25 protein-coding genes and 1 pseudogene are annotated in these 22,140 nt (G+C 71.0%); 14 read left to right on the top strand and 12 right to left on the bottom strand.

Features of this window, described 5'->3' with window-relative positions; translation table 11 throughout:
• Positions 1 to 412: 412 nt before the first annotated feature.
• Positions 413 to 1,153 (bottom strand): SDR family NAD(P)-dependent oxidoreductase, encoded by a 741-nt coding sequence (locus ACIQV3_RS39025; RefSeq protein WP_403721678.1) that lies wholly within the window; start codon positions 1,151 to 1,153, stop codon positions 413 to 415.
• A gap of 114 nt (positions 1,154 to 1,267) precedes the next feature.
• Here ACIQV3_RS39025 and ACIQV3_RS39030 point away from each other — a divergent pair.
• Together ACIQV3_RS39030 and ACIQV3_RS39035 are read left to right on the top strand one after the other, a co-directional pair.
• A pseudogene (locus tag ACIQV3_RS39030) lies at positions 1,268 to 1,629 on the top strand (DNA alkylation repair protein); the annotation flags it as partial.
• 43 nt (positions 1,630 to 1,672) lie between these two features.
• Complete coding sequence (locus tag ACIQV3_RS39035) at positions 1,673 to 2,227, top strand: GNAT family N-acetyltransferase (RefSeq protein WP_403721680.1); 555 nt, start codon at positions 1,673 to 1,675, stop codon at positions 2,225 to 2,227.
• Positions 2,228 to 2,630: 403 nt separating this feature from the next.
• Here the strand turns inward: ACIQV3_RS39035 and ACIQV3_RS39040 are convergent, their stop codons facing one another.
• From ACIQV3_RS39040 to ACIQV3_RS39055, 4 genes are read right to left on the bottom strand one after another with little or no spacing between them, the layout of a single operon-like run.
• Positions 2,631 to 3,995, bottom strand: a complete 1,365-nt coding sequence (locus tag ACIQV3_RS39040; RefSeq protein WP_403721681.1) for an ABC transporter permease — start codon at positions 3,993 to 3,995, stop codon at positions 2,631 to 2,633.
• Complete coding sequence (locus ACIQV3_RS39045) at positions 3,995 to 4,711, bottom strand: ABC transporter ATP-binding protein (RefSeq protein ID WP_403721683.1); 717 nt, start codon at positions 4,709 to 4,711, stop codon at positions 3,995 to 3,997. Before ACIQV3_RS39045 ends, ACIQV3_RS39040 begins: the two co-directional genes overlap by 1 nt.
• Positions 4,708 to 5,931, bottom strand: coding sequence for a peptidoglycan-binding protein (locus ACIQV3_RS39050; RefSeq protein ID WP_403721684.1), 1,224 nt, complete (start codon positions 5,929 to 5,931; stop codon positions 4,708 to 4,710). The genes ACIQV3_RS39045 and ACIQV3_RS39050 overlap by 4 nt, the downstream gene beginning before the upstream one ends.
• Positions 5,928 to 6,449 (bottom strand): hypothetical protein, encoded by a 522-nt coding sequence (locus ACIQV3_RS39055; protein ID WP_403721688.1) that lies wholly within the window; start codon positions 6,447 to 6,449, stop codon positions 5,928 to 5,930. The genes ACIQV3_RS39050 and ACIQV3_RS39055 overlap by 4 nt, the downstream gene beginning before the upstream one ends.
• Before the next feature lie 90 nt (positions 6,450 to 6,539).
• On the opposite strand from ACIQV3_RS39055, the gene ACIQV3_RS39060 reads away from it, so the two are divergent.
• The 3 genes from ACIQV3_RS39060 to ACIQV3_RS39070 are packed head-to-tail and all read left to right on the top strand — an operon-like array spanning position 6,540 to position 9,436.
• Entirely contained in the window at positions 6,540 to 7,205 is a 666-nt protein-coding gene (locus tag ACIQV3_RS39060; RefSeq protein ID WP_250742641.1) for a response regulator transcription factor, read from the top strand.
• Complete coding sequence (locus ACIQV3_RS39065; protein ID WP_403721691.1) at positions 7,202 to 8,482, top strand: sensor histidine kinase; 1,281 nt, start codon at positions 7,202 to 7,204, stop codon at positions 8,480 to 8,482. Before ACIQV3_RS39060 ends, ACIQV3_RS39065 begins: the two co-directional genes overlap by 4 nt.
• 42 nt (positions 8,483 to 8,524) lie before the next feature.
• Positions 8,525 to 9,436, top strand: coding sequence for a hypothetical protein (locus tag ACIQV3_RS39070; RefSeq protein WP_403721694.1), 912 nt, complete (start codon positions 8,525 to 8,527; stop codon positions 9,434 to 9,436).
• On the opposite strand, the gene ACIQV3_RS39075 is transcribed toward ACIQV3_RS39070, so the two are convergent.
• The 5 genes from ACIQV3_RS39075 to ACIQV3_RS39095 all read right to left on the bottom strand — a co-directional run bounded on the left by ACIQV3_RS39075 (position 9,414) and on the right by ACIQV3_RS39095 (position 11,098).
• Entirely contained in the window at positions 9,414 to 10,070 is a 657-nt protein-coding gene (locus tag ACIQV3_RS39075) for a hypothetical protein (RefSeq protein WP_403721696.1), read from the bottom strand. The genes ACIQV3_RS39070 and ACIQV3_RS39075 overlap by 23 nt on opposite strands.
• Before the next feature lie 71 nt (positions 10,071 to 10,141).
• Positions 10,142 to 10,285, bottom strand: a complete 144-nt coding sequence (locus tag ACIQV3_RS39080; protein WP_403721698.1) for a hypothetical protein — start codon at positions 10,283 to 10,285, stop codon at positions 10,142 to 10,144.
• The gene (locus ACIQV3_RS39085) at positions 10,282 to 10,437 is read right to left on the bottom strand and encodes a hypothetical protein (protein ID WP_403721701.1); all 156 of its coding nucleotides are present in this window, start codon (positions 10,435 to 10,437) and stop codon (positions 10,282 to 10,284) included. Before ACIQV3_RS39085 ends, ACIQV3_RS39080 begins: the two co-directional genes overlap by 4 nt.
• Positions 10,434 to 10,850, bottom strand: coding sequence for a PIN domain-containing protein (locus ACIQV3_RS39090; RefSeq protein WP_403721706.1), 417 nt, complete (start codon positions 10,848 to 10,850; stop codon positions 10,434 to 10,436). Before ACIQV3_RS39090 ends, ACIQV3_RS39085 begins: the two co-directional genes overlap by 4 nt.
• Before the next feature lie 20 nt (positions 10,851 to 10,870).
• Positions 10,871 to 11,098 carry a hypothetical protein gene (locus ACIQV3_RS39095; protein ID WP_403721708.1) on the bottom strand — a complete coding sequence of 76 codons (228 nt, stop codon included), beginning with the start codon at positions 11,096 to 11,098 and terminating at the stop codon, positions 10,871 to 10,873.
• A 183-nt stretch (positions 11,099 to 11,281) separates the two neighbouring features.
• Here ACIQV3_RS39095 and ACIQV3_RS39100 point away from each other — a divergent pair, with 183 nt between their 5' ends.
• The 9 genes from ACIQV3_RS39100 to ACIQV3_RS39140 all read left to right on the top strand — a co-directional run bounded on the left by ACIQV3_RS39100 (position 11,282) and on the right by ACIQV3_RS39140 (position 21,042).
• The gene (locus ACIQV3_RS39100) at positions 11,282 to 12,229 is read left to right on the top strand and encodes an LLM class F420-dependent oxidoreductase (RefSeq protein WP_403721711.1); all 948 of its coding nucleotides are present in this window, start codon (positions 11,282 to 11,284) and stop codon (positions 12,227 to 12,229) included.
• Between the two features lie 67 nt (positions 12,230 to 12,296).
• Entirely contained in the window at positions 12,297 to 13,082 is a 786-nt protein-coding gene (locus ACIQV3_RS39105) for an SDR family NAD(P)-dependent oxidoreductase (protein WP_403721714.1), read from the top strand.
• A 115-nt stretch (positions 13,083 to 13,197) separates the two neighbouring features.
• Entirely contained in the window at positions 13,198 to 14,319 is a 1,122-nt protein-coding gene (locus ACIQV3_RS39110) for an LLM class flavin-dependent oxidoreductase (RefSeq protein WP_243339251.1), read from the top strand.
• A 205-nt stretch (positions 14,320 to 14,524) separates the two neighbouring features.
• Positions 14,525 to 16,264, top strand: a complete 1,740-nt coding sequence (locus tag ACIQV3_RS39115; RefSeq protein WP_403721716.1) for an amidohydrolase family protein — start codon at positions 14,525 to 14,527, stop codon at positions 16,262 to 16,264.
• Positions 16,261 to 17,745 (top strand): aldehyde dehydrogenase family protein, encoded by a 1,485-nt coding sequence (locus ACIQV3_RS39120; RefSeq protein WP_403721719.1) that lies wholly within the window; start codon positions 16,261 to 16,263, stop codon positions 17,743 to 17,745. The genes ACIQV3_RS39115 and ACIQV3_RS39120 overlap by 4 nt, the downstream gene beginning before the upstream one ends.
• 243 nt (positions 17,746 to 17,988) lie before the next feature.
• Positions 17,989 to 19,539 carry an APC family permease gene (locus ACIQV3_RS39125; protein ID WP_403721722.1) on the top strand — a complete coding sequence of 517 codons (1,551 nt, stop codon included), beginning with the start codon at positions 17,989 to 17,991 and terminating at the stop codon, positions 19,537 to 19,539.
• 148 nt (positions 19,540 to 19,687) lie between these two features.
• Positions 19,688 to 20,137 carry a helix-turn-helix domain-containing protein gene (locus ACIQV3_RS39130; protein WP_403721724.1) on the top strand — a complete coding sequence of 150 codons (450 nt, stop codon included), beginning with the start codon at positions 19,688 to 19,690 and terminating at the stop codon, positions 20,135 to 20,137.
• Positions 20,138 to 20,160: 23 nt separating this feature from the next.
• Positions 20,161 to 20,721, top strand: coding sequence for a PIN domain-containing protein (locus tag ACIQV3_RS39135; RefSeq protein WP_403721727.1), 561 nt, complete (start codon positions 20,161 to 20,163; stop codon positions 20,719 to 20,721).
• A 24-nt stretch (positions 20,722 to 20,745) separates the two neighbouring features.
• Complete coding sequence (locus ACIQV3_RS39140) at positions 20,746 to 21,042, top strand: hypothetical protein (RefSeq protein WP_403721728.1); 297 nt, start codon at positions 20,746 to 20,748, stop codon at positions 21,040 to 21,042.
• Positions 21,043 to 21,045: 3 nt separating this feature from the next.
• On the opposite strand, the gene ACIQV3_RS39145 is transcribed toward ACIQV3_RS39140, so the two are convergent.
• Both ACIQV3_RS39145 and ACIQV3_RS39150 read right to left on the bottom strand, forming a co-directional pair.
• The gene (locus tag ACIQV3_RS39145) at positions 21,046 to 21,510 is read right to left on the bottom strand and encodes a nitroreductase/quinone reductase family protein (protein ID WP_403721731.1); all 465 of its coding nucleotides are present in this window, start codon (positions 21,508 to 21,510) and stop codon (positions 21,046 to 21,048) included.
• The gene (locus tag ACIQV3_RS39150) at positions 21,507 to 22,133 is read right to left on the bottom strand and encodes an NAD(P)-dependent oxidoreductase (protein ID WP_403721734.1); all 627 of its coding nucleotides are present in this window, start codon (positions 22,131 to 22,133) and stop codon (positions 21,507 to 21,509) included. Before ACIQV3_RS39150 ends, ACIQV3_RS39145 begins: the two co-directional genes overlap by 4 nt.
• Positions 22,134 to 22,140 lie beyond the last annotated feature (7 nt).

A 22,140-nucleotide genomic window follows, 5' to 3' on the forward strand; every position in this document is an offset into this window, starting at 1 on the left:
TCGGCCACCCTTGACCGACCGACCCACCCCGAAACGCCACAAGACTTCCGGGATCCCCCCGGGGAACGGCCGGGAGGGAGGAGCGGGAGGAGCGGCCCGGTCACAGATGCGCAGCCCCCTCCCGCTGGCGGACATCAGCACACCGCCCCGGCAGGACAGCAAGCTCAATCACCACAGAGGCGCGGGGCGATCAGAGCATCCAGGGACGGGCGCCTGAACACCCTTCCCGAGACCGTCGCCCGCCCACTACGAGCAGGAGGGGGACGAGAAGGACTTCGGAGTCGGTGGGCGCGACAGATCGCTACACACTCCCACTCGGCTAAGCGACCACCGACCGTCCCTGGCTGATCAAGAGAGGTAGCTGACCAGGAGGGGTGGCTGATCTAGACGGACGCCAACCACACGGCTCAGGTCAGGTCAGGTTCAATCCTCCGTCTAGCACGATGACTTCGCCGGTGAGATAGGTGCTGGCGATCACTGATGCCACCAGGTCAGCCACGTCTGCGGGCTGAGCCGGGCGGTGCATGGGTGCGCGATCTCGCCACAACTCGTGTGCCTGAGGCCAGTCTTTGGTCATCGGCGTGTCCACCAGCCCCGGAGCGATGGCGTTGACCCGTACCTCCGGCCCGAGTGCGGCTGCGAGCAGACGGGTCACATGGTTCAGCGCGGCCTTGCTCGCCGCGTACGGCACCGATGAGCCCTTGGGACGTACCCCGGCATGGCTGGTGATGTTCACGATGCTGCCGCCCGTGGTCGATCGGCGCAGCGCCGGGAGCGCCGCCGTGCACAGGACCCATGGTGCGATCAGGTTGACTTCCAGCAGCTGCCGCCAGTCCGCCGGCGTCGCGGCAGCCAAGTCGTCGTGCGGGATCGGCCAGCTGATGCCCGCGTTGTTCACCAGTACGTCCAACCGCCCGAACCGGTCGAGTGCCGCCTCGACGAGCCCGCGGGCCTCTTCCTCCACCGCCAGATCCGCCCGCACGTACGCTCCACCGAGCTCCGCCGCCAGCGCCTCCCCAGCCTCCACACTGCGCCGCGAGTGCACGACGACCCGCATCCCGTCCGCAGCCAGCCTCCGGGCGACGGCCTCCCCGATCCCCGACGTGGATCCGCTGACCAGGGCGACGGGCCGACCTGCTTCTTCAATCCCCATGCCGGTGGATCCTGCCACGGCCTCCCCTGGAGGTGGCGTGGCAGGGCCATCGATGCCGCCCTGCGGACCCATTCCTCCCCGGGCTGAAGCCAGGGGCATCCTGGGAGAGATCCGGTGAAGAAGAGCCCGCACACGGAAGAGCTGCGGCTCGCATGGTTCGCCGATCCTGATCCGGTGGTCGCGAGTGCCGGGTGGGCGCTGATCACCGAGCGGGTGGCGAAGAAACCCGCTGGTCTGGATCTCGCGGGACTGCTCGACGTCATCGAGGCGGAGATGAAGGACGCCCCTGACCGCCTGTAGTGGGCTGCCTGGCCCAGATCGGCATCGAGCACGCCGAGTACCGCGCCCGCGCACTCGCCATCGGCGAGCGCCTGGAGGTTCTGAAGGACTATCCGCCCCCCGGCTGCACCTCTCCGTACGCGCCCACCTGCATCACCGAACTGGTGCGCCGGAAGGACGAGAAGGCGGCGGGCTGAAAAGCGGTGGACAGCCCTCGTGCGCCGGGTGAGCATCGCCGCGATGAGCAATGAACTTCTCCCCAAACGCGTCCGCTTCGTCAAGCTCAACGCAAAGGCCCTACGGGCTCTCGCCGACGGCGACCTAGCAGCCGGCAGCGCCGAGGCCGGGGTGGCCCTCGACGAGTACTTCGTTTCCGACCGTGCCCGCTGGATCTTCGGCTACCGCGCCGACCAGCACGCCAAGGACCCGTCCGCCGCGCCCTGGACCACGCGGGCAGCAGTGTCTGAACCGGACGGGACGGTCATAGGCGACGCAGGATTCCACGGCCCGCCGGACGAATCCGGCGTGGTCGAGGTCGGCTACAGCGTCGTGTCCACCTACCGCCGCCAGGGCTACGCCCGCGCCATGCTGACCGCCCTACTGGCCAGGGCCGCCGAAGAACCCGATGTCAGGACCGTCCGGGCCACGATCCGATCCGACAACACGGCTTCCCTGGCCACCATCGCGGGCTTCGGCTTCACGCGCGTCGCTGAGCGCGGAAACGAGACCGACGGAATCGACCTCGTCTTCGAACTCCCCGCAAACCCATCCCAGATCAGCCACCACCACCTCTAGATCGTCCACTCCCCTCTGGATCGTCCACATGGCTAGATCGTTCATATCCGTCTAGATCAGCTAGGGACGGTCGGTGGTCGCTTAGCCGAGTGGGAGTGTGTAGCGATCTGTCGCGCCCACCGACTCCGAAGTCCTTCTCGTCCCCCTCCTGCTCGTAGTGGGCGGGCGACGGTCTCGGGAAGGGTGTTCGGGCGCCCGTCCCTGGATGCTCTGATCGCCCCGCGCGTCCGTACCGGCTGAGGTTCCTGTCCTGCCGGGGCGGTGTGCTGATGTCCGCCGGCCGCAAGGGGGCTGCGCATCTGTGACCGGGCCGCTCCTCCCGCTCCTCCCTCCCGGCCGTTCCCGGGATCCCCCCGGACTATTCGCAGCCCGGGGCCAACCCGCAGCTCAGGCCACCGTCAGGTCAGCCCGCCTGCAGTGCCAGCGTCGGCGACAGCTTTGCCGCGCGGACGGCCGGGTAGAGGCCTGCCACCGTGCCGATGGCCAGGGTTGCCGCGAAGCCGCCTGTGACGGCCCAGAGGGGGACCACCCAGGGGAGGTCGCCGGCTCGGGCGTACACCGCCGTGGCCGCGCCGCCCAGGGCGATGCCGGCCAGGCCGCCCAGGCCCGACAGGAGCAGGGACTCCGTGACGAACTGGATGCGGATCTGGCCCTTGGTGGCGCCCAGGGAGCGGCGCAGGCCGATCTCGTGGCGGCGTTCGAGTACCGAGATGATCATCGTGTTGGCCACCCCGACCCCGCCCACCAGCAGGGCGATGCCGCCCAAGCCGAGGAGGAGGGTGCTGAAGGCGCCTTCGGTGGCGGCCTTCGCCTGGAGGGCCGCCGAGGGGTCCGTGACCGAGACCGCGCTCGGGTTCTCGGGGTTGGCCGTCTTGGCGATGAGGCCGCGGACCTCCTGGACGCGGTCGTCGGCGGAGCGTTCGTAGACGGACGTGGGATGGCCGTCGAAGCCCAGGAGGCTCTGCGCGGCGTCCCAGCCGATGAGTGCCGAGCGTTCGATCTCCGGCGCGAGCGGGATGGGCTCCAGGATGCCGATGACGGTGAAGTACTGGCCGCCGATGAACACCTGTCCGCCCGGCCCCGTGATGCCCAGGCGCTCGGCGGTGACGTGTCCGAGGACCACGGACGGGTAGCGGCCCGTCGCGTCGTTGAGCCAGCTTCCGCTGTGCATCCGGGCCCTCAGCGTCTTCAGGAGGTCGTCCTTCGCCGCCTTGAGGGCGATGCCGTTCGTCTCCTCCTTGGGGATGTTCTCGCTGCGGCGGACGACCTCCTTCACGTCGCCCGTCGTGCCCACCGATTCGACCCCGCCGATCCGGGCGATCATGCCGGGGGCGTCCTTCGGGAGCTTGGTGTCCTGTCCCGAGAACATCGACGGGCCGGGGGTGGCGACCATCATGTTCGTGCCGAGCTTGTCGAGTTCCTGGAGCAGCTTGGCCTGGCTCGACGAGGAGATGCCGACGACCGCGATCATCGTCGCGATGCCGATCGCGATCCCGAGCGCCGACAGGAACACGCGCATGGGCCGCGAGCGCAGCCCCGCCGATCCCACGTGGAACACGTCCCGGGGGCCGAGGCGCGGCGGAGACAGCTTGCGGGCCTTCCTCTCGGCCGCGCGGGACTTCTTCTCTGCCCCACGCGCCTTCCTCCCGCTTCCGGCCGTACGGGATGCAGTACGGAACTCCGTACGGAACTCCGTACGGGCCTCCGTAAGGGATTCGGGGAACTCGGGGGACTCAGAGGACTCGGGGGACTCCGTACCGGAACCCATTACGCGCCCACCCCCAGCGCGTCCGCGTCCGCGTTCCACAGGTTGGCCACGATCTCGCCGTCGCGGATGCGGACCTGGCGCGGCAGGCTCGCGGCGATCTCGTTGTCGTGGGTGATCACGGCGATGGTGGCCCCGTCCTGGTTGAGCTCGTGCAGCAGTTCCATCACCGACTCGCCGGACGCCGTGTCCAGGGCGCCCGTCGGCTCGTCGGCGAGCAGCAGGTCCGGTTCGCCCGCCACCGCGCGGGCGATCGCCACGCGCTGCTTCTGCCCGCCGGACAGTTCGTGGGGCCGGTGGTCCATGCGGTCGCCGAGGCCGACGCGCTCCAGGGCGCGTTCCGCCCGCCGTCCGCGTTCGGCGCGGGAGAGACCGGAGTAGAGGAGTCCCTCGGCGACGTTGGCGCGGGCGCTGATGCCGGGGACGAGGTGGAAGGACTGGAAGACGAAGCCGACGTGGCGGGAGCGCAGGGCCGACAGGGACCGGTCGGAGAGGCTCGCGATGTCGTATCCGGCGATGGCGACGCGGCCGGCGGTCGGCCGGTCGAGGGTTCCTACGATGTGCAGGAGCGTGGACTTTCCGGAGCCCGACGGGCCGATGATGGCGAGGAGTTCGCCGTTCAGAACGGTCAGGTCGACTCCGCGCAGGGCCGCGACCCCGCCGGGGTACTCCTTGGTGACGCCGGTCAGTTCGACGACCGCGTGGGCGTGCTTGTTCATGACTTGGGGACCCCTACGAGCATGCCCTCCTTGAGGGCGTCCCCCTTCACCTCCACCCGGCCCTGGCCGAACATGCCGAGCTCGACCTTGACCTCGCGGACCGTGCCGTCCTCGACGACCTGGACTCCGAAGCCGCCTCCGGCGAGGGCGAGGAGCGAGTTGACGGGTACGGAGAGCACGCCCTTGCGGATCTCGCCCGTCAGGCTCACCGAGACCGGCGACTGGTCGGGGCCCGTGGCCTCGGAGGGGTTGTCGAGGGCGATCTCGACGTCGACCTTCGGCTTCTGGTCGCCGCCTCCGCCGCCTCCGCCGCCTCCGCTGCCACCCCCGCCCCCGCCGCCCGAGGAGGGGCCGTCGCCGTTGGCGGTGGTGCCGATCGAGCTGATCTTGCCCTTGGCGGTGCCTCCGCCGGGCAGGCTCACGGTCACCGGGTCGCCGGTCTTGACCTTGCCGGCCTTGGCCACGTCGAGCTGCAGGCGGGCCATCCGCTCGGTGCCGGTCAGGGTCAGGACGGGCTTGCCGGCGGCGGCCTCGTCGCCGACGGCCATGTCGTTCTTCTGGATCCGCTGGGGGCCGGAGGCGAAGGCGATGTCGTCCTTGCCGACCTCCCCGGTCTCCTTCGCCTTGTGGGACTTCTGCCACCGCTTGACGGCGGTGACCGTGCCGTCGGTGAAGGTGCCGTCGGTGGTGTCCAGGCCGGTGCCGAAGCCGAGGGCCTGGAGGTTCTGCTTGAGCTGCTTGACGTCCTCGCCCTTGTCCCCGGACTTCAGGGACCGGTACATGGGGGTGGAGCCGTACATCAGGCGCACGGGCTTGCCGTTGACCTCGTAGAGCTTGCCGTCGCGCTCGACGGAGGAGCCGGGGGGCGCGACCCAGGTCAGGGTCGCGGACCCGGAGCCCGCCCCGGACCCCGCACCGGACCCGGAGCCAGCCCCACCAGCCCCGCCGGCCCCGCCAGCCCCACCCGTCGCACCCACCGCGTTGAGCTTGCGCTCCTTCGCGAAGCCCAGCGTCCCGTCGGCCTTGAACCCGGCGCTCAGGTCGCTCCGCGTCACCGGCGACGTGGCCCCCGGCAGTCCGTCCGCGCGCCCCTGCTTCGAGCCGTCGCCGCCACCGCTGCCGCCGTCCGTCCCCGCCTGGGCGACGACCGCGTACCCGCCGCCCGTGACGGCGAGCACCACGGCCAGCGAGCCCAGGAGCCACTTCCCGCGCTTCCTCACTGGTCCGCGCTGCACTTGTTCAGCTGGGCCATGAAGGCGTCCTTGTCGGCGCCCTCGGGTATGGACATCCCGGTCCGCGCGTTCCCGTTGAACTCCGGGTCCGGCATGTCGAAGCCGTTGTCCCGCATGCACTTGGCCTGCTTCAGGGCCTTGTCCTTCTCCGCCTGCGGCACCTCGCCGCCGGAGCCGGGCCCCTGCATCCCGCACTTCTCCATGGCCTTCTTCAGGACCTCCTGGTCCATGCCCGCGCCCAGCGTCATGCCGCGCGGGTCCTCGCCGGGCTTCGGGTCGGGGGCGTCGACGCCGTTCTCGCGCAGGCACTTGCGCATCTTGAGGGCGTTGTCGGCGTCCGCGCCGCCACCGCTGCCGCCCGTGCCGCCCGTGCCGCTCGAATTCGAGGACTCCTTCTTCTCGTCCTTCTTTCCGTCCGAGCCGCCGGCGCCGCCCGAGCACGCGGTGACGAAGAGGGTGAGGCCGGTGAGGAGCGCGGCCGTGGTCATGGTCGTGGATCGCTTCATGGGCCCGAGACTGCGCGAACAGCGGGTTTCGCTTCTCTAACGGCTCGTGCTTACAACGGCGAAATGCCGCTCTCCGGTAAAGAGGAGGCCATGCGAGTTCTGGTGGTGGAGGACGAGGAGTTCCTACGGGAGATGATCGCCGAGGGGCTGCGCGGCGACGCCCTGGCCGTGGACGAGGCGAGCGACGGCCTGGAGGCCCTGCGCCGCCTGCGCCTGGGCGCGTACGACGTCCTCGTCCTCGACCGGGACCTGCCCGGCCTGCACGGAGACGAGGTCTGCCGCCAGGTGGTGCGCGAGCGGCTGCTGACCCGCGTCCTGATGCTGACGGCCTCCGGGACCGTACGGGACCGGGTGGAGGGCCTCGGCCTCGGCGCCGACGACTACCTCACCAAGCCCTTCGCCTACGACGAGCTGCTCGCCCGCGTCCTGGCGCTGGGGCGGCGCGCCCAGCCGGCCCTGCCGCCGGTGCTGGAGCGGGCGGGGGTGGCCGTGGACGTCGCGCGGCGCACCGCCACCCGCGAGGGGCGCCGGCTCGCGCTCTCCCGCAAGGAGTTCGCCGTCCTGGAGTCGCTGCTGCGCGCCGAGGGTGCGGTGCTGAGCAGTGACGACCTGATCGAGCAGGTGTGGGAGGAGGACACCTCGTACAGCACCAACGCGGTACGGGTGACCCTGAGCAAGCTGCGCGCCAAGCTGGGGGAGCCGCCGCTGATCGAGACCGTCCCGGGCGCCGGGTACCGGATCGGTGATCCACGATGAGAGCGGTGCTCCATTCCGAGCGCGCCCGTCTCACCGTCCTCTACGGCTCACTGCTGCTCCTCGCGGGCGGCGGCCTCATCGCACTGATCAACATCCTGCTCCGCAACGGCCTCTACACCCGGATCAGCGGCGCCGTCATGACCACCAGTCCCGGCTACGCCGACCAGCTGCCCCACGTGGTCCCGGGCCAGCGGGTCCCCGTACCCGCCGAGAGGATGGAGTCCGGCACCGGCCTGATCCCGGGCCCCGGCACCGGGCCCACGGTCGGGCCCAGCACCGAGCAGCTCGAACAGTGGCGGGCCACCCGCAACCTGACCACCGCCGTCGAGCAGGCCACCCTCCACGAGCTGCTCGTCGTCTCCCTCGTCGCCCTCGCCGTCTTCGCCGTCCTGTCCATCTGGCTCGCCTGGTGGATGGCCGGCCGCGTCCTGCGCCCCCTCGGCGTGATCACCGAGACGGCCCGGCGGCTGTCCGGCGCCAACCTCCACGAGCGGATCGGTCTCAAGGCCCCGCCCGGCGAACTCAAGCGGCTCGCGGACACCTTCGACGGGATGCTCGACCGGATGGAGGACCTGGTCGGGGCGCAGCGCCGGTTCGCCGCGAACGCCGCCCACGAGCTGCGCACCCCCCTCGCCGTCCAGCGGGCGGCCGCCGAGATCGGGCTGGCGGGGGACCCGCCGCCGCAGAAGGTGGCCCGGATCCGCTCGAAGCTCATCGAGGTCGCGGACTCCAGTCAGCACCTCGTGGAGTCGCTGCTGCTGCTCGCCGTCTCGGAGGAGGGCCTGGAGGCGACGGAGCCGGTGGACCTCACGACGCTCGCGGAGGCGGAGCTGGCGGCCGTCGAGGCGACGGCCCCTCAGGACCTCGTCTTCGTACGGGACCTCGCGCCGCTGACCGTCGCGGGCGACCGGACCCTGCTCGGGCACCTCGTACGGAACCTGCTGGCCAATGCCGTACGTCACAACCGCGCGGGCGGCCGCCTGGAGGTGACGGTCTCCCGGGAGGGGGTGCTGACGGTCTCCAACACCGGTCCGGTGATCGAGCCGCAGGACGTGCCGCGGCTGCTGGAGCCCTTCCGGCGGCGGGCGGAACGGCAGCATACGGTGGGCGAGGGCGCCGGGTTGGGGCTCTCGATCGTCGCCTCGATCGCGCGGGCGCACGGCGCGGAACTGACGGCGCGGGCCAACCCGGCGCCGGGCGGCGGGTTGATGGTCCGGGTCCGGTTCCCGGCCGGGGCACCGGCCGCGCGACCCGCCGGGGAAACGCCGGGCGCTTGACCGGTCAACAAAAATGAAGATCGGCTGTGTACGGTCGGGTGAATGAGCAAGCACGCCCGAGCCGGCTCCCGCGCGACCCGCCCGTCCCGCACACCCGGCGCGAACAGTCCGGCCGGCGCGGCCCGCCCGACCCGGCGCACCCGCGGCGGCGCCGGCGGCACGCGGCGCGCCGACCGCCCCGACCGCGCCTCCCGGCGCCCGCGCGGTTCGCGCCCGCTGGCCTTCGCGGCCGCCCTGGGACTGCTCGGCTTCGGCGCCGCCTGGGTGTACCTGGCACACGACCCGCCGGCCAACGCCGCCACGGCGGCCGCCGACGCCCGGCCGCCGGCCGAGCAGCGGGCCGCGCGGGCGGCCGAGCGCGACCCCCTCCAGGGTCTGCCCGAGGTCAGCGAGCACACCCGGGCGAAGATCCCCGCGGACGCCCGCCAGCTGATCCTGGTCGCCGGGAAGGCGAAGGACTCCTCGGAGTCCACCGCGGCCCTGTACACCCGCCCGGCGGCCGGCGCCGACTGGGCGAAGAGCCACAGCTGGCCCGCGCGCAACGGAGCCAAGGGCTGGTCCACGGTGCGTACGTACGGGGACCTGACCTCCCCCGAGGGCGTGTTCGCGCTGACCGACGCGGGCGGGCTGCTGGCGAAGCCGCCGGGCACGAAGTTCCCGTACGACCAGGACCCCTCCTTCGTGGCGACGGGCCTCGGGGTCAACGGGGAGTCGCTGCGCGGCTCCTTCGACTATGTCGTCGCCATCGACTTCAACCGCAAGCCGGGGGTGAGTCCGCTCGACCCGACGAAGCCCGAGGGCGAGGAGAAGGGCGGCAACATCTGGCTCCACGTGGACCACGACGGCCCCTCGCAGGGCTGCGTGGGCATCCCGAAGGCCGCCATGCAGAAGGTCCTGGAAACCCTCGACCCGGCGGCGAAGCCGGTCATCGTCATGGGGCCGCAGGGCTTCTGACGGGCTCGCCCGCGGCCGCTTCTTCGCCCGCGGCCGGGTCGCGGGCCAGCAGTGCGATGTACGCGAGGTCGAAGACGGCGCAGAGCAGCCCCAGCCCGAGGATGAACGGGGCGTCCTCGATGACTCCGAAGAGGATGGTCGGCGCGAACGTGCCGATCCATTTGGCGACCGCGATGACCAGGGACTGTCCGAGCCGGCCGCGCCGGCTCGCGTAGAAGGCGATGAACAGCCCGGACATGAGCAGGTTCTGCAGGAACGCCGAGTAACGGCTCGCGTCGTGGTGGCCGAAGTGGGCGAGGAAGAGCCACTGCACGGCGAAGGCGCTCGCGAAGAGGAGCACGGTCCAGACGGCGAACAGCGGGCGGGTCACGAAGCCGGGCAACTCGGCCCGCCCGTAGCGCAGATACGTGTACACGATGACGATGTCGGCGAGGGCCCACACCACGTTGACGATGCCCTGCGCGGACACCCCGACGCTGAACTCCCGTACCGCGTAGGTCGATTCCCACGCGAAGTTCAGCGCGAGCGCGGCGACCGGCATCGCGTACGTCCGGTCCCGCAGCCCCACCCGGATCGCCTCGACGTACACGGCGGTCCACGCCACCCCGCTGACCAGCGTCAGAAAAAGATCCACGCGCGGCACCCTAGCGGCCGGTCGGCACCCGGCACATCCCCCCGGGGATCACGGTCCGAGGTCCGCCTCGATCACCGCCTCCTCGCCTCGGCCAGCCGCCGGTCCAGCTCCTCGTCGAGGTCCCGCTGCTCGGCGGCCGTGGGGTCGTAGCCGTTCCACGCCTGCAATGCGGAACGGGCGCGCTCTGCCTGCGAGGCCTGCTCGGCCGGGGTCACCGGGCCGCCGTCTCGCCGCGCAAGACGGCTCGCTTCGCCGCGACTGCGGCGGGGTCGGGCGGTCCGTTGACCGCTTCGGATTCCTGGATCAGCTCTCGGAGGTGCTCGCGCTCCAGCTGTCTCTGCCGGGTGGCCGGCCGGGAAGCTGTCATACGCGTACCCACTGCACCGGAGACGGTCGCCCCAGGGAGGCCGCCGTGCAGAGTTTCGGTACGTGGGATCCATCGGAGGATGCCACCTTCGCCGGACCGGTCGAGAGGGCTGCGGTGGCCACGACGAGCGCGTCCACCACGCACTCGTGTCCGTCGAGCCCGGCGGCCTCAAGTAGCTCGGCGGCCTTGTCGGCCACTTTCTCGGTCACGGGGACGACCGTGAGGCGGGACCTCTGCCAGGCCAGACGCTGACCGGCCCGACCGGAGTGCCGGACCTCGGCGATGGTTGCGGCGCTGATGGCAGGCGCGTAGCCGTCCTGTCGCGCCAGGTCGATGAGGGCTGCCATGAGCGGATCATCGTCGGCCAGCAGGGAAAACGGCTGGGCGTCGAGTACGAAGACTGCTCCCACCATCGAGGGCTCCACCCGGGGTACTACTCGCCTCGCCATGCGCGCAGCGCCTTCTCTCGTACCTCATCGGTCAGCGGACCGACACGGCGTTCGTGGTCCTCGACGATCTCCTGAGCATCGAGGAGCGCCAGCCAGTGCTCGGCGGCCGCATCCACGAAGCTGGAGAACCCGCCCGCGCCCGCGCGCTCCTCGATCCGCTCGGCGATGGATCGCCGTATGGTCACCGACTTTTTCACCGTGATCTCGGACATGCGGGCCTCCGCGGGTGCAAGCGCTCTTGGTGTCACGCCACCACGATCCCACTATTGGTAGTACCCCGCAACATCCGATCGGGTGTATTGCACCCACCCCTTGCCTGACGACCCGTCAGCTACGACGATGGCCCCCGTACCGGTATGACGAATCGGCAGTCGAGGACGAGGCGGGTACGGCCCATGGCGCGCGTGTTTCCGGAAGGTCGGCTGGTCTACGGGATGCAGCTCCCGATCCAGTCGCAGAGCACCATCTACGCCGAGCCCTGGGAGGCGACGGCCGGCGCGGCCGACCTCGCGGCGGTCGCCCGGGCGGCCGACCGGGCCGGCTTCGGCTACGTCGCCACCTGCGACCACGTGGCCATCCCGCGGCACATGGCCGGCCCCATGAGCACCATCTGGTACGACCCGATCGCCACCCTCTCCTTCCTGGCCGGGATCACCGAGAACGTGCGGCTGCTCAGTCACGTCGCGATCCTCGGCCTGCGCCACCCGCTGCTCAGCGCCAAGCAGTACGCCACCGTCGACCACCTCTCCGGCGGCCGGCTGATCCTCGGCGTCGGCGCCGGGCACGTGAAGGAGGAGTTCGAGGTGCTCGGCGTGGACTTCGCACGCCGCGGGGCCGTCCTCGACGAGACCCTCGACGCGCTGCGCGCCGCCCTCGGCCCGGAGGAGTACCCGGAGTTCGAGGGGGAGTTGTTCTCCTTCAAGGACCTCGGACAGCTGCCCCGCCCCGTCCAGTCCCGGATCCCGGTCTGGGTGGGCGGCTCCTCGCCCGCCGCCGTCCGCCGGGCAGCCGTGCGCGGCGACGGCTGGCTCCCGCAGGGCGACCCGCTCGACAAGCTCCCGGCGCAGATCGCCCGGATCAGGGAACTGCGCGCCGAGGCCGGGGTCACGGGACCCGTGGAGTTCGGCGCGATCACCGCTCCGCTGTACGTCGGCGAGCCCGGCTGGGACACCGGCCGGCGGACCCTCACCGGAAAGGCGGAGGTGCTCGCCGAGTCGCTGCGCGCGTACAAGGCGATCGGCATCGACCAGATCCAGGTCCGCTTCCGCAACCGCGACCGGGCCGAACTCATTGACCAGATCACGGCTTTCGGGTCCGAAGTGGGCCCCCTTCTCAACGACTAGCGACTAGCGGACTAACGACTAGCGACGAGCGACTAACGACGAGCGACGAGCGACGAGGGGCAAACGCATGGGCAAGCTGGACGGACGCGTCGTCATCATCACCGGTGCCGCGCGCGGCCAGGGCGAGCAGGAGGCCCGGCTCTTCGCCGCGGAGGGCGCCAAGGTGCTCCTGGGTGACGTGCTGGACGAGCAGGGCGCGGCGGTCGCCAAGGAGATCGGCGAGGACCGGGCCCGGTACGTACGGATGGACGTGAGCCGGGAGGAGGACTGGGCGGCCGCCATCGCGGCGGCGAAGGAGGCCTTCGGTGAGATCAACGGGCTGGTCAACAACGCGGGCATCCTGCGCTTCAACGAACTGACCGCGACCCCGCTGGAGGAGTTCCAGCAGGTGGTCCAGGTCAACCAGGTCGGCGCCTTCCTCGGCATCAAGTCGGTGGCCCCGGAGATCGAGGCGGCCGGCGGCGGCACGATCGTGAACACCTCCTCGTACACGGGCCTGACGGGCATGGCGTACGTGGGCACGTACGCGGCGACCAAGGCGGCGATCCTCGGCCTGACCCGGGTGGCCGCGCTGGAGCTGGCCGGGAAGAACATCCGGGTCAACGCGATGTGCCCGGGGGCCGTGGACACCCCCATGGCCACCCCCGGGCACGTGAATCCGGCGGACCTGCCGCGGGAGGCCAAGGACGCCATGGCGGAGCTCTACAAGCGCGTGGTGCCGATGGGCCGGGTGGGCCGGCCGGAGGAGATAGCCAAGCTGGCGCTGTTCCTGACCAGCGAGGACTCCTCGTACATCACCGGCCAGCCGTTCGTGATCGACGGCGGCTGGATGGCCGGCGTCAGCATCGCCTAGCTCCCCCCGGCCGGATCTGATGGAGCGTCAGGTATTGACGCTCCCGCCCCCGCGATGGAACAGTCGTGACATCGAATCTGACGCAACGTCAGAAACAGAAGGACGGTGAATCCCCTTGGAATTCGGGCTCTTTGTGCAGGGATACGTGCCTGAGGCACGGTCCAAGGTCGACCCCGAGGCAGAGCACAAGGCGCTGATCGAGGAGACCGAGTACGTCATCCAGGCGGACAAGTCCGGGTTCAAGTACGCCTGGGCCTCCGAGCACCACTTCCTGGAGGAGTACTCGCACCTTTCGGCGAACGAGGTGTTCCTCGGGTACCTCGCTCACGCCACCGAGCGCATCCATCTCGGCTCCGGCATCTTCAACCCGCTCGCCCCGGTCAACCACCCGGTCAAGGTGGCCGAGAAGGTCGCCATGCTCGACCACCTCTCCAAGGGGCGCTTCGAGTTCGGCACCGGGCGCGGCGCCGGCAGCCACGAGATCCTCGGCTTCCTTCCCGGCATCGAGGACATGAACGGCACCAAGGAGATCTGGGAAGAGACCATCGCCGAGTTCCCCAAGATGTTCCTCCAGGAGGAGTACGAGGGGTTCCAGGGCAAGCACTGGTCGCTCCCGCCGCGCAAGATCTTCCCCAAGCCGTACGGCAAGGCCCACCCGGCCATGTGGTACGCCGCGGGCTCCCCCTCCTCGTACGCCATGGCCGCCAAGAAGGGCCTCGGAGTCCTCGGCTTCAGCGTCCAGAAGGTCTCCGACATGGCCTGGGTGCTCGAGCAGTACAAGACCGCGATCCAGGAGGCGAAGGCCATCGGCGCCTTCGTCAACGACAACGTCATGGTCACCTCGACCGCGATCTGCGCCGAGACCCACGACAAGGCCGTCGAGATCGCCGTCAACGCCAACATGAACCGCTTCCAGTCGCTGGTCTTCCGCTACCACGACACCTTCCCGCGCCCCGAGATGATCCCCGAGTGGCCCGAGATCCTCCCCGAGTACAACGCGGAGATCATCGAGCTGCTGATCGCCGAGGAGCTGCTGATCTGCGGCGACCCCTCCGAGGTGCGCGCCCAGTGCAAGCGCTGGGAGGAGGCCGGCGCCGACCAGCTCTCCTTCGGTCTGCCGACCGGCGTCTCGCCCGAGGACACGATGACCACCATCAAGCTCATCGGCGAGCACGTCATCCCGCACATCGACACCGACCCGGTGCACCGCACGACCCGCTTCCGCGAGGCCGTCTGACCCGGCGGGGGAACTCGGGGCGGCGTCTTCCCGGACCGCCGCCCCGCAACCGGCCCCGGCCGGAGCCATGCCGAGGCCGCGGCCGGCCCGGCGGACTCCGGCCGGGGCCCCGGGCTGCGGCCCTGCACGTGCGGCGCCGTTCCCGGGGTCCGGGGCGGCGCCCCAGGAGACGGCGCGCAACGCGAACACCGGCAGAGAGGACGTCATGCTCGACCACCTGATCAAGGGCGCCACCGTCGTGGACGGCACAGGCGCACCCGCCCGCGTGGCGGACGTCGGGATACGCGACGGCCGCATCGCCGTCATAGCTCCGCCGGGAACCGTCACCGAAGAGGCCCGGACCAGCGAGGACGCGACCGGCCTCGTCCTCACCCCCGGATTCGTCGACCCCCACACGCACTACGACGCCCAGCTGTTCTGGGACCCGTACGCGACCCCCTCCATGAACCACGGAGTGACCACCGTCGCGGGCGGCAACTGCGGATTCACCCTGGCCCCGCTCAACCCGGCCCGCCCGGAAGACGCCGACTACACCCGCCGCATGATGAGCAAGGTCGAGGGCATGGCCCTGGCCGCACTCGAAGAGGGCGTCGACTGGACCTGGTCCACCTTCGGCGAGTACCTCGACGCGCTCGACGGCCGCATCGCCGTCAACGCCGGCTTCATGGTCGGCCACTGCGCCCTGCGCCGGCACGTCATGGGCGAGGACGCCGTCGGCGGCCAGCCCACCGAAGAGCAGATGCAGGCGATGCTCGACCTGTTCCACGACGCCATGAACGCCGGCGCCTGGGGCCTGTCGACCACCCAGTCCTCCACCCACTCCGACGGCACCGGCGCCCCCGTCGCCTCCCGGCACGCCAAGCCCGAGGAGCTCCTCGCGCTCTCCCGCGCGGTCGCCGAGCACGAGGGCACCCAGCTCGAAGCGATCGTCGCGGGCTGCCTCGACCAGTTCGCCGACGAGGAGATCGACCTCTTCGTCGAGATGAGCGCGGCCGCCGGACGGCCCCTGAACTGGAACGTGCTCACCATCGACGCCTCCGTCCCCGAGCGCGTGCCGCGCCAGCTGATCCCCAGCGAGCGCGCCCGCAAGGCCGGCGGCCGCATCGTCGCGCTGACGATGCCGATCCTGACCCCCATGAACATGTCGCTGGGCACCTTCTGCGCCCTCAACCTCATCCCCGGCTGGGGCGAGATCCTGGGCCTGCCCGTCCCCGAGCGCATCGCGAAGCTCCGCGACGCGCAGGTGCGCGCCGAGATGCTGGTCCGCGCGGCCAGTAAGGAGGCCGGGGTCTTCCGGCGCCTCGCCAACTTCGGCCGCTACGTCATCGGCGACACCTACAGCGAGGCCAACGAGGGCCTGTCCGGCCGCGTCGTCAACGACATCGCGGCCGAGCGCGGCCAGGACGCCTTCCAGTGCCTGGTGGAGATCTGCGCCAACGACGACCTGCGTACGGTGCTCTGGCCCATGCCCACCGACAACGACCCGGCGAGCTGGGCGCTGCGCGCCGAGACCTGGCAGCACGAGGACGTCATGCTCGGCGGCTCCGACGCCGGAGCCCACCTGGACCGCATGTGCGGAGCCCCGTACACGACCCGCTTCCTGGGGGACTGCCTGCGCGGCCGCAAGCTGGTGCCGCTGGAGCAGGCGGTACGGATGCTCACCGACGACCCGGCCCAGTTGTTCGGGCTGCGCGAGCGCGGCCGGATCGCCGAGGGCTTCCACGCGGACCTGGTGCTCTTCGACCCGGAGCGGATCGAGGCGGGACCCGCGACGCTCGTGCACGACCTGCCCGGGGACAGCCCGCGGCTGGACGCGCGGGCGATCGGCATGGTGTCCGTACGCGTCAACGGCGTGGAGACCATCCGCGACGACGAGGTCACGGGGGCGATCCCCGGGATCGTGCTCCGTTCGGGCCGCGACACGAGGACGGTGAGCACGCGATGACCGCGCAGGAAGCTCCGCAGAAGCTCTACATCGGCGGCGAGTGGGTCGAGCCGGCCGGCGGGCACTACGAGGTGGTCAACCCGGCCGACGAATCCGTCGTCGGGCTGGCCCCCGAGGCCTCGCGCGGCCAGGTCGAGGACGCGGCGCGCGCCGCGGCGGCGGCCTTCGAGGGCTGGTCCCGGACGAAGCCGGAGGAGCGGGCGGCGATCCTGGACCGGGCCGCGGACATCATCCAGCGGGAGTACGAGCCCTGGGCGGCGCTCGCCCAGGCCGAGACGGGCGCCCCCACCGGGATCGCGCGCGGCATGCAGGTCGGGGTGGGCGCGGCCCGCTTCCGCCGGTACGCGAAGGGCGCGCTGGAACCGGTCGAGCGCGGGCTGCCGCCGCAGGTCACCGAGGCGGGCCCGATGGGCGCGGCGAGCATCCTCGGGGCGCTGGAGGTGCGCCAGCCGGTCGGGGTCGTCACCTGCATCACCTCGTACAACAACCCGTGGGCGAACCCGGCGGGCAAGGTGGCCCCGGCGCTGGCCATGGGCAACACGGTGGTCGTCAAGCCGGCCCCGCAGGACCCGCTGTCGGTGTTCCGGATGGCCGAGGCCCTGCACGAGGCCGGGGTCCCGGCGGGCGTGGTGAACGTGGTCTCCGGCACCTCGGTGGAGGTCGGCGAGGCGGCCGTGGATTCCCCGGACGTGGACATGGTGTCCTTCACCGGTTCCACGGGCGTGGGCCAGCGCATCGCCGAGGTCTGCGGCCGCACGATGAAGCGGCAGCTGATGGAACTGGGCGGCAAGGGCGCGGCGATCGTCCTCGCGGACGCCGACCTGGACGCGGCGGTGATGGGGATCGGCACCACCTTCTCCTTCTACTCCGGGCAGATCTGCACGGCTCCGACCCGGGTGATCGTCCACCGCTCGGTGTACGAGCAGCTGGTGGAGAAGCTCCAGGGCTACCTGGCCTTCATGAAGGTCGGCGACCCGGCGGTGCGCGGCACCGTGGTGGGCCCGGTCATCTCGGCGGCGCACCGGGACCGCGTGGAGTCGTACGTGGAGCTGGGCAGGAAGGAGGGCGCCCGGATCGCCTTCGGCGGCGAGCGCCCGGTGGTGGGTACGGAGGGGAAGGGGTTCTACGTGGCCCCGACCCTCCTGGTCGACTGCACGAACGACATGCGCGTGGTCCGGGAGGAGATCTTCGGGCCGGTGGTCGTGGTGGTCCCCTTCGACGGAGCCGCCGGAGACGACGACGAGGCGGTGGCGCTCGCCAACGACAGCGATTTCGGCCTGATCAGCTACGTGTGGTCCGCGGACGCGGCCCGCGCCTTCCGCGTGGCGCGGCGGCTGCGGGCGGGCGGGGTGGGCGTGAACACCATCGGGCGGAACATGGAAGCGCCGTTCGGCGGCTTCAAGCGGTCGGGCGTGGGGCGGGACGTGGGCTCGTACGCACTGCACGCGTACAGCGAGATCCAGTCGATCGTATGGGCGTGACCACGGGCGTGACCAAAAATTGACCTGGAAAGTTTGAAACCGGTCAAAACGGACAGTGCTGCGGTTTTCGCATGGCGAAAGAGAAGGTCCGGGCCTGTCGAAACGATGATCGGCGGGCTCGTGAACCTTCTATTGCATCCTCGTGAACTCTCCAAGTGTTGAGATTCCAAGGGCTTTGGGCGTGCCGTGGAGTGGACCTTGGTCCTCCAGATGTGGAAAACGCAGCGTCTAACGTCCTTACCCATGACACAGACGGATGTTCGGCCCCCGGCCGGAGACACGGTAGGCGGAGCCGCTGAGGGCGTGCGCGGCAAGGGCCTCGGCGGCAACTCGGTCGGTCTCATCGGCAACGCGGTGATCGGCGTCTCCACGGTCGCCCCGGTCTACTGTCTGACGGCGACCCTGGGCCCCACGGTCAGCGAGGTCGGCGTGCAGATGCCGGCCATCTTCCTGGCCGGATTCATACCCATGCTGCTGGTGGCCTTCGCCTACCGCGCCCTGAACAAGGCGGTCCCCGACTGCGGCACCTCCTTCACCTGGACGGTCAAGGCCTTCGGGCCCCGCGTCGGCTGGATGTGCGGCTGGGGTCTGCTCGTCGCCACCGTCGTGGTGCTCTCCAACCTCGCGGGCGTGGCCACCAACTACTTCTACCTCCTCCTGGGCAGGGTCAGCGGCAGCGAGGATCTCGCGGCCCTGGACGGCAACAAGGCCATCCACATCGCCACCACCCTGACCTTCATCGCGGTCGCCACCGCCATCAGCTATCGCGGCATCACCGCGACCAAGTGGGTCCAGTACGTCCTGGTCGGGCTGCAGCTCACGGTGCTGGCGATCTTCGCTTTCATGGCCATCACCAAGGCCGACGAGGTCGCGGGTGCCCTCGACTTCTCCTGGTCCTGGATGAACCCCTTTGCCGTCGAGTCCCTCGCCGCCTTCACGGCCGGCCTCTCCCTGTCGATCTTCATCTACTGGGGCTGGGACGCCTGCCTGTCGGTCAACGAGGAGAGCGTCGGCAGCGCCAAGACGCCCGGCCGCGCCGCGATGCTCGCCATGGTCGTCATCGTCGCCTCCTACATGGTCGTCGCCATCGCCTCCCAGATGTACGCCGGCGTCGGCACCGAGGGCAACGGCCTCGGCAACGAGGAGACCGCGGACAACGTCTTTGCCACCCTCGCCGAGCCGATCATGGGCTCGGGCCTCGACGTCCTGCTCTTCCTCGCCGTCGTGGCCTCCGCCGCCGCGAGCCTGCAGACCACCTTCATCCCGGTGGCGCGCACCGTCCTGTCGATGAGCACCTACGAAGCGCTGCCGTCCTCCTTCGCCAAGGTCCACCCCCGCTTCAAGACCCCGGGCCGCGCCACGGTCGCGGCGGGCATCGCCACGGGCGCCTTCTACTCGGTGATGACCGTGATCAGCGAGAACGTGCTGATCGACACGATCTACGCCCTCGGCCTGATGATCTGCTTCTACTACTCGATCACGGCGTTCGCCTGCGTCTGGTTCTTCCGCTCCGAACTGCGCTCCTCGGTGCGCACCCTGTTCGTCAAGGGCGTCTTCCCGGCCGTCGGCGGCCTGATGCTCGCCGCCGTCTTCTTCCAGACACTGATCGACATGTGGGACCCGGCCTACGGCTCCGGCTCCTCGCTCTTCGGCGTCGGCAGCGTCTTCATCATCGGAGTCGGCCTGCTGCTCCTGGGCGTGGTCGTCATGCTGATCACCGAACGCCGCAGCCCCGCCTTCTTCCGCGGCGAGGTCCTCACGAAGTCCACCCCGGCCCTGGTGGTCCAGGACTGACCCCGGGGCCCCGCGCCCCCACACCCCCGCTGTGTCATGCACGCCCGCGGCCCCGGATCGATCCTCCGATCCGGGGCCGCGGGCGTTCGCGCGAGACACGTCCACGCGGGTTACAGTTATTTCAGTTGCCCTAGTTCGAGGAGCTGAGATGGCGCGTACGAGCGTGCTCGCGAAGGTGACGACCGTGGAGTCGAGCCCGGAGATCCAGGACGCCCTCGCGAAGGCGGGGCAAGTGGTTCCCGGCGAGGTCGACGTCATAGTGAGGTCCGCCGACGGCAGCGAGTGCGTGCTGCCCGAGGAACTGGTCCGGATCCTCGCGGCTTCCGCAGGTGAACTGGCGATCGGACACGCGGTCACCGTCCTCGCGGCGGAGACTCACCTGACACCCGCCGAGGCCGCTGAGCTCCTCGGCCTGTCCAGGCCCTTCGTTGCCCGCCTGTTGGACTCGGGCGATATCCCGTCGAGCCACCTGCCGGACAGTCGCCACCGCATCGTGCGCCTTGAAGACGTCCTGGCCTTCCAAGAACGGCGGGCACGGCGCAGAGAGGGCCGTCGGCGGATCGCAGAGGCCGCAGAAGACGCCGGACTGCCGTACTGAGCCGCGTGAGCGAGGGGGGACCCATGCGCGTCTTCGTCGACACGAACGTGTTGTTCCCGTTCTCCGTCATGGACCTCATGCTGGCGTTGACCGAGGACTCGGTACACGAAGTGGTCTGGTCGGAGCGACTACTGGCCGAGTGGGAACGGGTCATCGTCCGTGAGGAGCGGAGATCGGCGGAGTCGGCGGCGGGCATCACGCGTGCCATCCGCGACTACTTCGGCGACTGCGAGGTTGCCGAGTCGGATTACGCACCTCTGGTCGACCGGATGCCCGGTGGGGACCCGGACGACCGGCACCACGCTGCAGCGGCGTGCGCGGCGGGTGCGGCCGCGCTGATCACCTGGAACCTCGCTGATTTCCCGGCCGTGGATATGGCGCGGCTCGGCGTCCGGGTGCTGGACCCCGACACCTACCTGTCCGAACTGCACGAACAGTGGCCGCACGAGGTCGCTGACACCCTGACCAGGTTGGCGGCGGCCAAGCGGAGGCCGCCACTGACGTATCAAGACGTCCTGGCCAGGCTCGGCAAGGCGGGGTTGACCCGGTTCGCGGATCGGCTGGGGGAGACCGGTGACCCGTAGCCGCTCGGGGTCGTTGGGCCGCGTATGAACGCCATCAAGCGCAGCCTCGCCGCCCTCGTCCTGTCCGGAGGAGCGGCCCTCGCCCTCAGCCCCGCCGTCGCGCACGCCGCCGACGAGCCCGCCATCCAGGGGCCCCCGATCACCCAGCGCGTCGGCGACATCGTCGACCACCCCGGAGGCGCCGTCAAGGACGCGAAGACGGCGGTGGAGATCACCGCCTCGGCCGCCGGAACCGCCTCGAAGGCCACCGACGCCTCCCTCGGCGGAGCCGGGTCCGCGCTGTCGTCCGGGCTGCCGAAGGCGCCGAAGGTGCGCGGCTGAGGCTCAGCCGCGGGTGGCGGCGTCCCGCCGGGTGACCAGCACCAGCGGGACCTCACGGCCGGCCGTCCGCCCGGCCGCGTCCCGGTAGGCCGCGTACGAGGGCATCGCGGCCACCACCAGGGGCCACAGCCGCTCCGTCTCGGCCGGGGTCGCCGGGCGGGCGAGCGCCGGGAAGGTCTCCGCGGCGACCTGGAGCGTGACGGCCGGGTCGGCGCTCAGGTTCAGGTACCAGGCCGGGTGCTGCCCGGCCCCCGCGTTGGACGCCGTGAGGACGTACGCCGCGTCCGCGCCCTCCCCGTCGGCCACGTAGGCCAGCGCCGTGCGCCGCAGCACCCCGGAGCGGCGCCCCCGCGTGGTCAGCAGCAGATCGCGGATCCCCGGGCGCGGCACCCCGCCGGTCTCCTCGAAGCGGCGGATGTGGTCCGCGACCCACGGGTTCGGGCTGTCGGTCGGGGTGGCGCCGCTCATGCCCCCGTCACCCCCGCGTGCGCGCGGTGCACGGTCGGGGCCAGCAGTTCGTCCAGGACGGCCCGGGCGAAGTCCGCGTGCGGGATCCGGGCCCCGGCGTCGGCGGGGGCGAAGGCGTAGCTCCCGCTCCCGGACGACCCCGCCGGGGCGAAGTCGCCGGAGGGGCTCAGCACCGCCCAGTCCAGGCCCGCCGGCGCGGCCGCCCGCAGGGCTTCGGTCCCGGCGCCGTGGCCGACGTAGAACTCCCGCCACTCCTGCGGGTAGCCCGGGGTGTCCATCAGCGGAGCCCCGGACCGGGTGGGCAGTACCGACGCCAGCCCGACCGACACCAGCCGGCCCACCCCGGCCCCGCTCAGCCCCGCCGCCAGCGCACGGGAGGCCGCCGGGAAGAACTCGCCCGGGGCGGCCCCCGCGTCGTACACCGCCGCGACCGCCGCGTCGTGCCCGGCGGCGAGCCGCGCCACGTCCGCCGCCGAGGTGACGTCCCCGTCCCCCCGCCCGACCCCGGTCACCTCGTGGCCCCGCGCCCGCGCCTCGGCGACGACGGCCCGGCCGACGCGGCCGCCGGCGCCGAAGACGATGATCTTGGCCTTGGTCATGGTTTCGTTCCCCTGGTTCGTCATGCCACGG

The organism is Streptomyces sp. NPDC099050, from assembly GCF_044759865.1.
Lineage (GTDB): Bacteria > Actinomycetota > Actinomycetes > Streptomycetales > Streptomycetaceae > Streptomyces.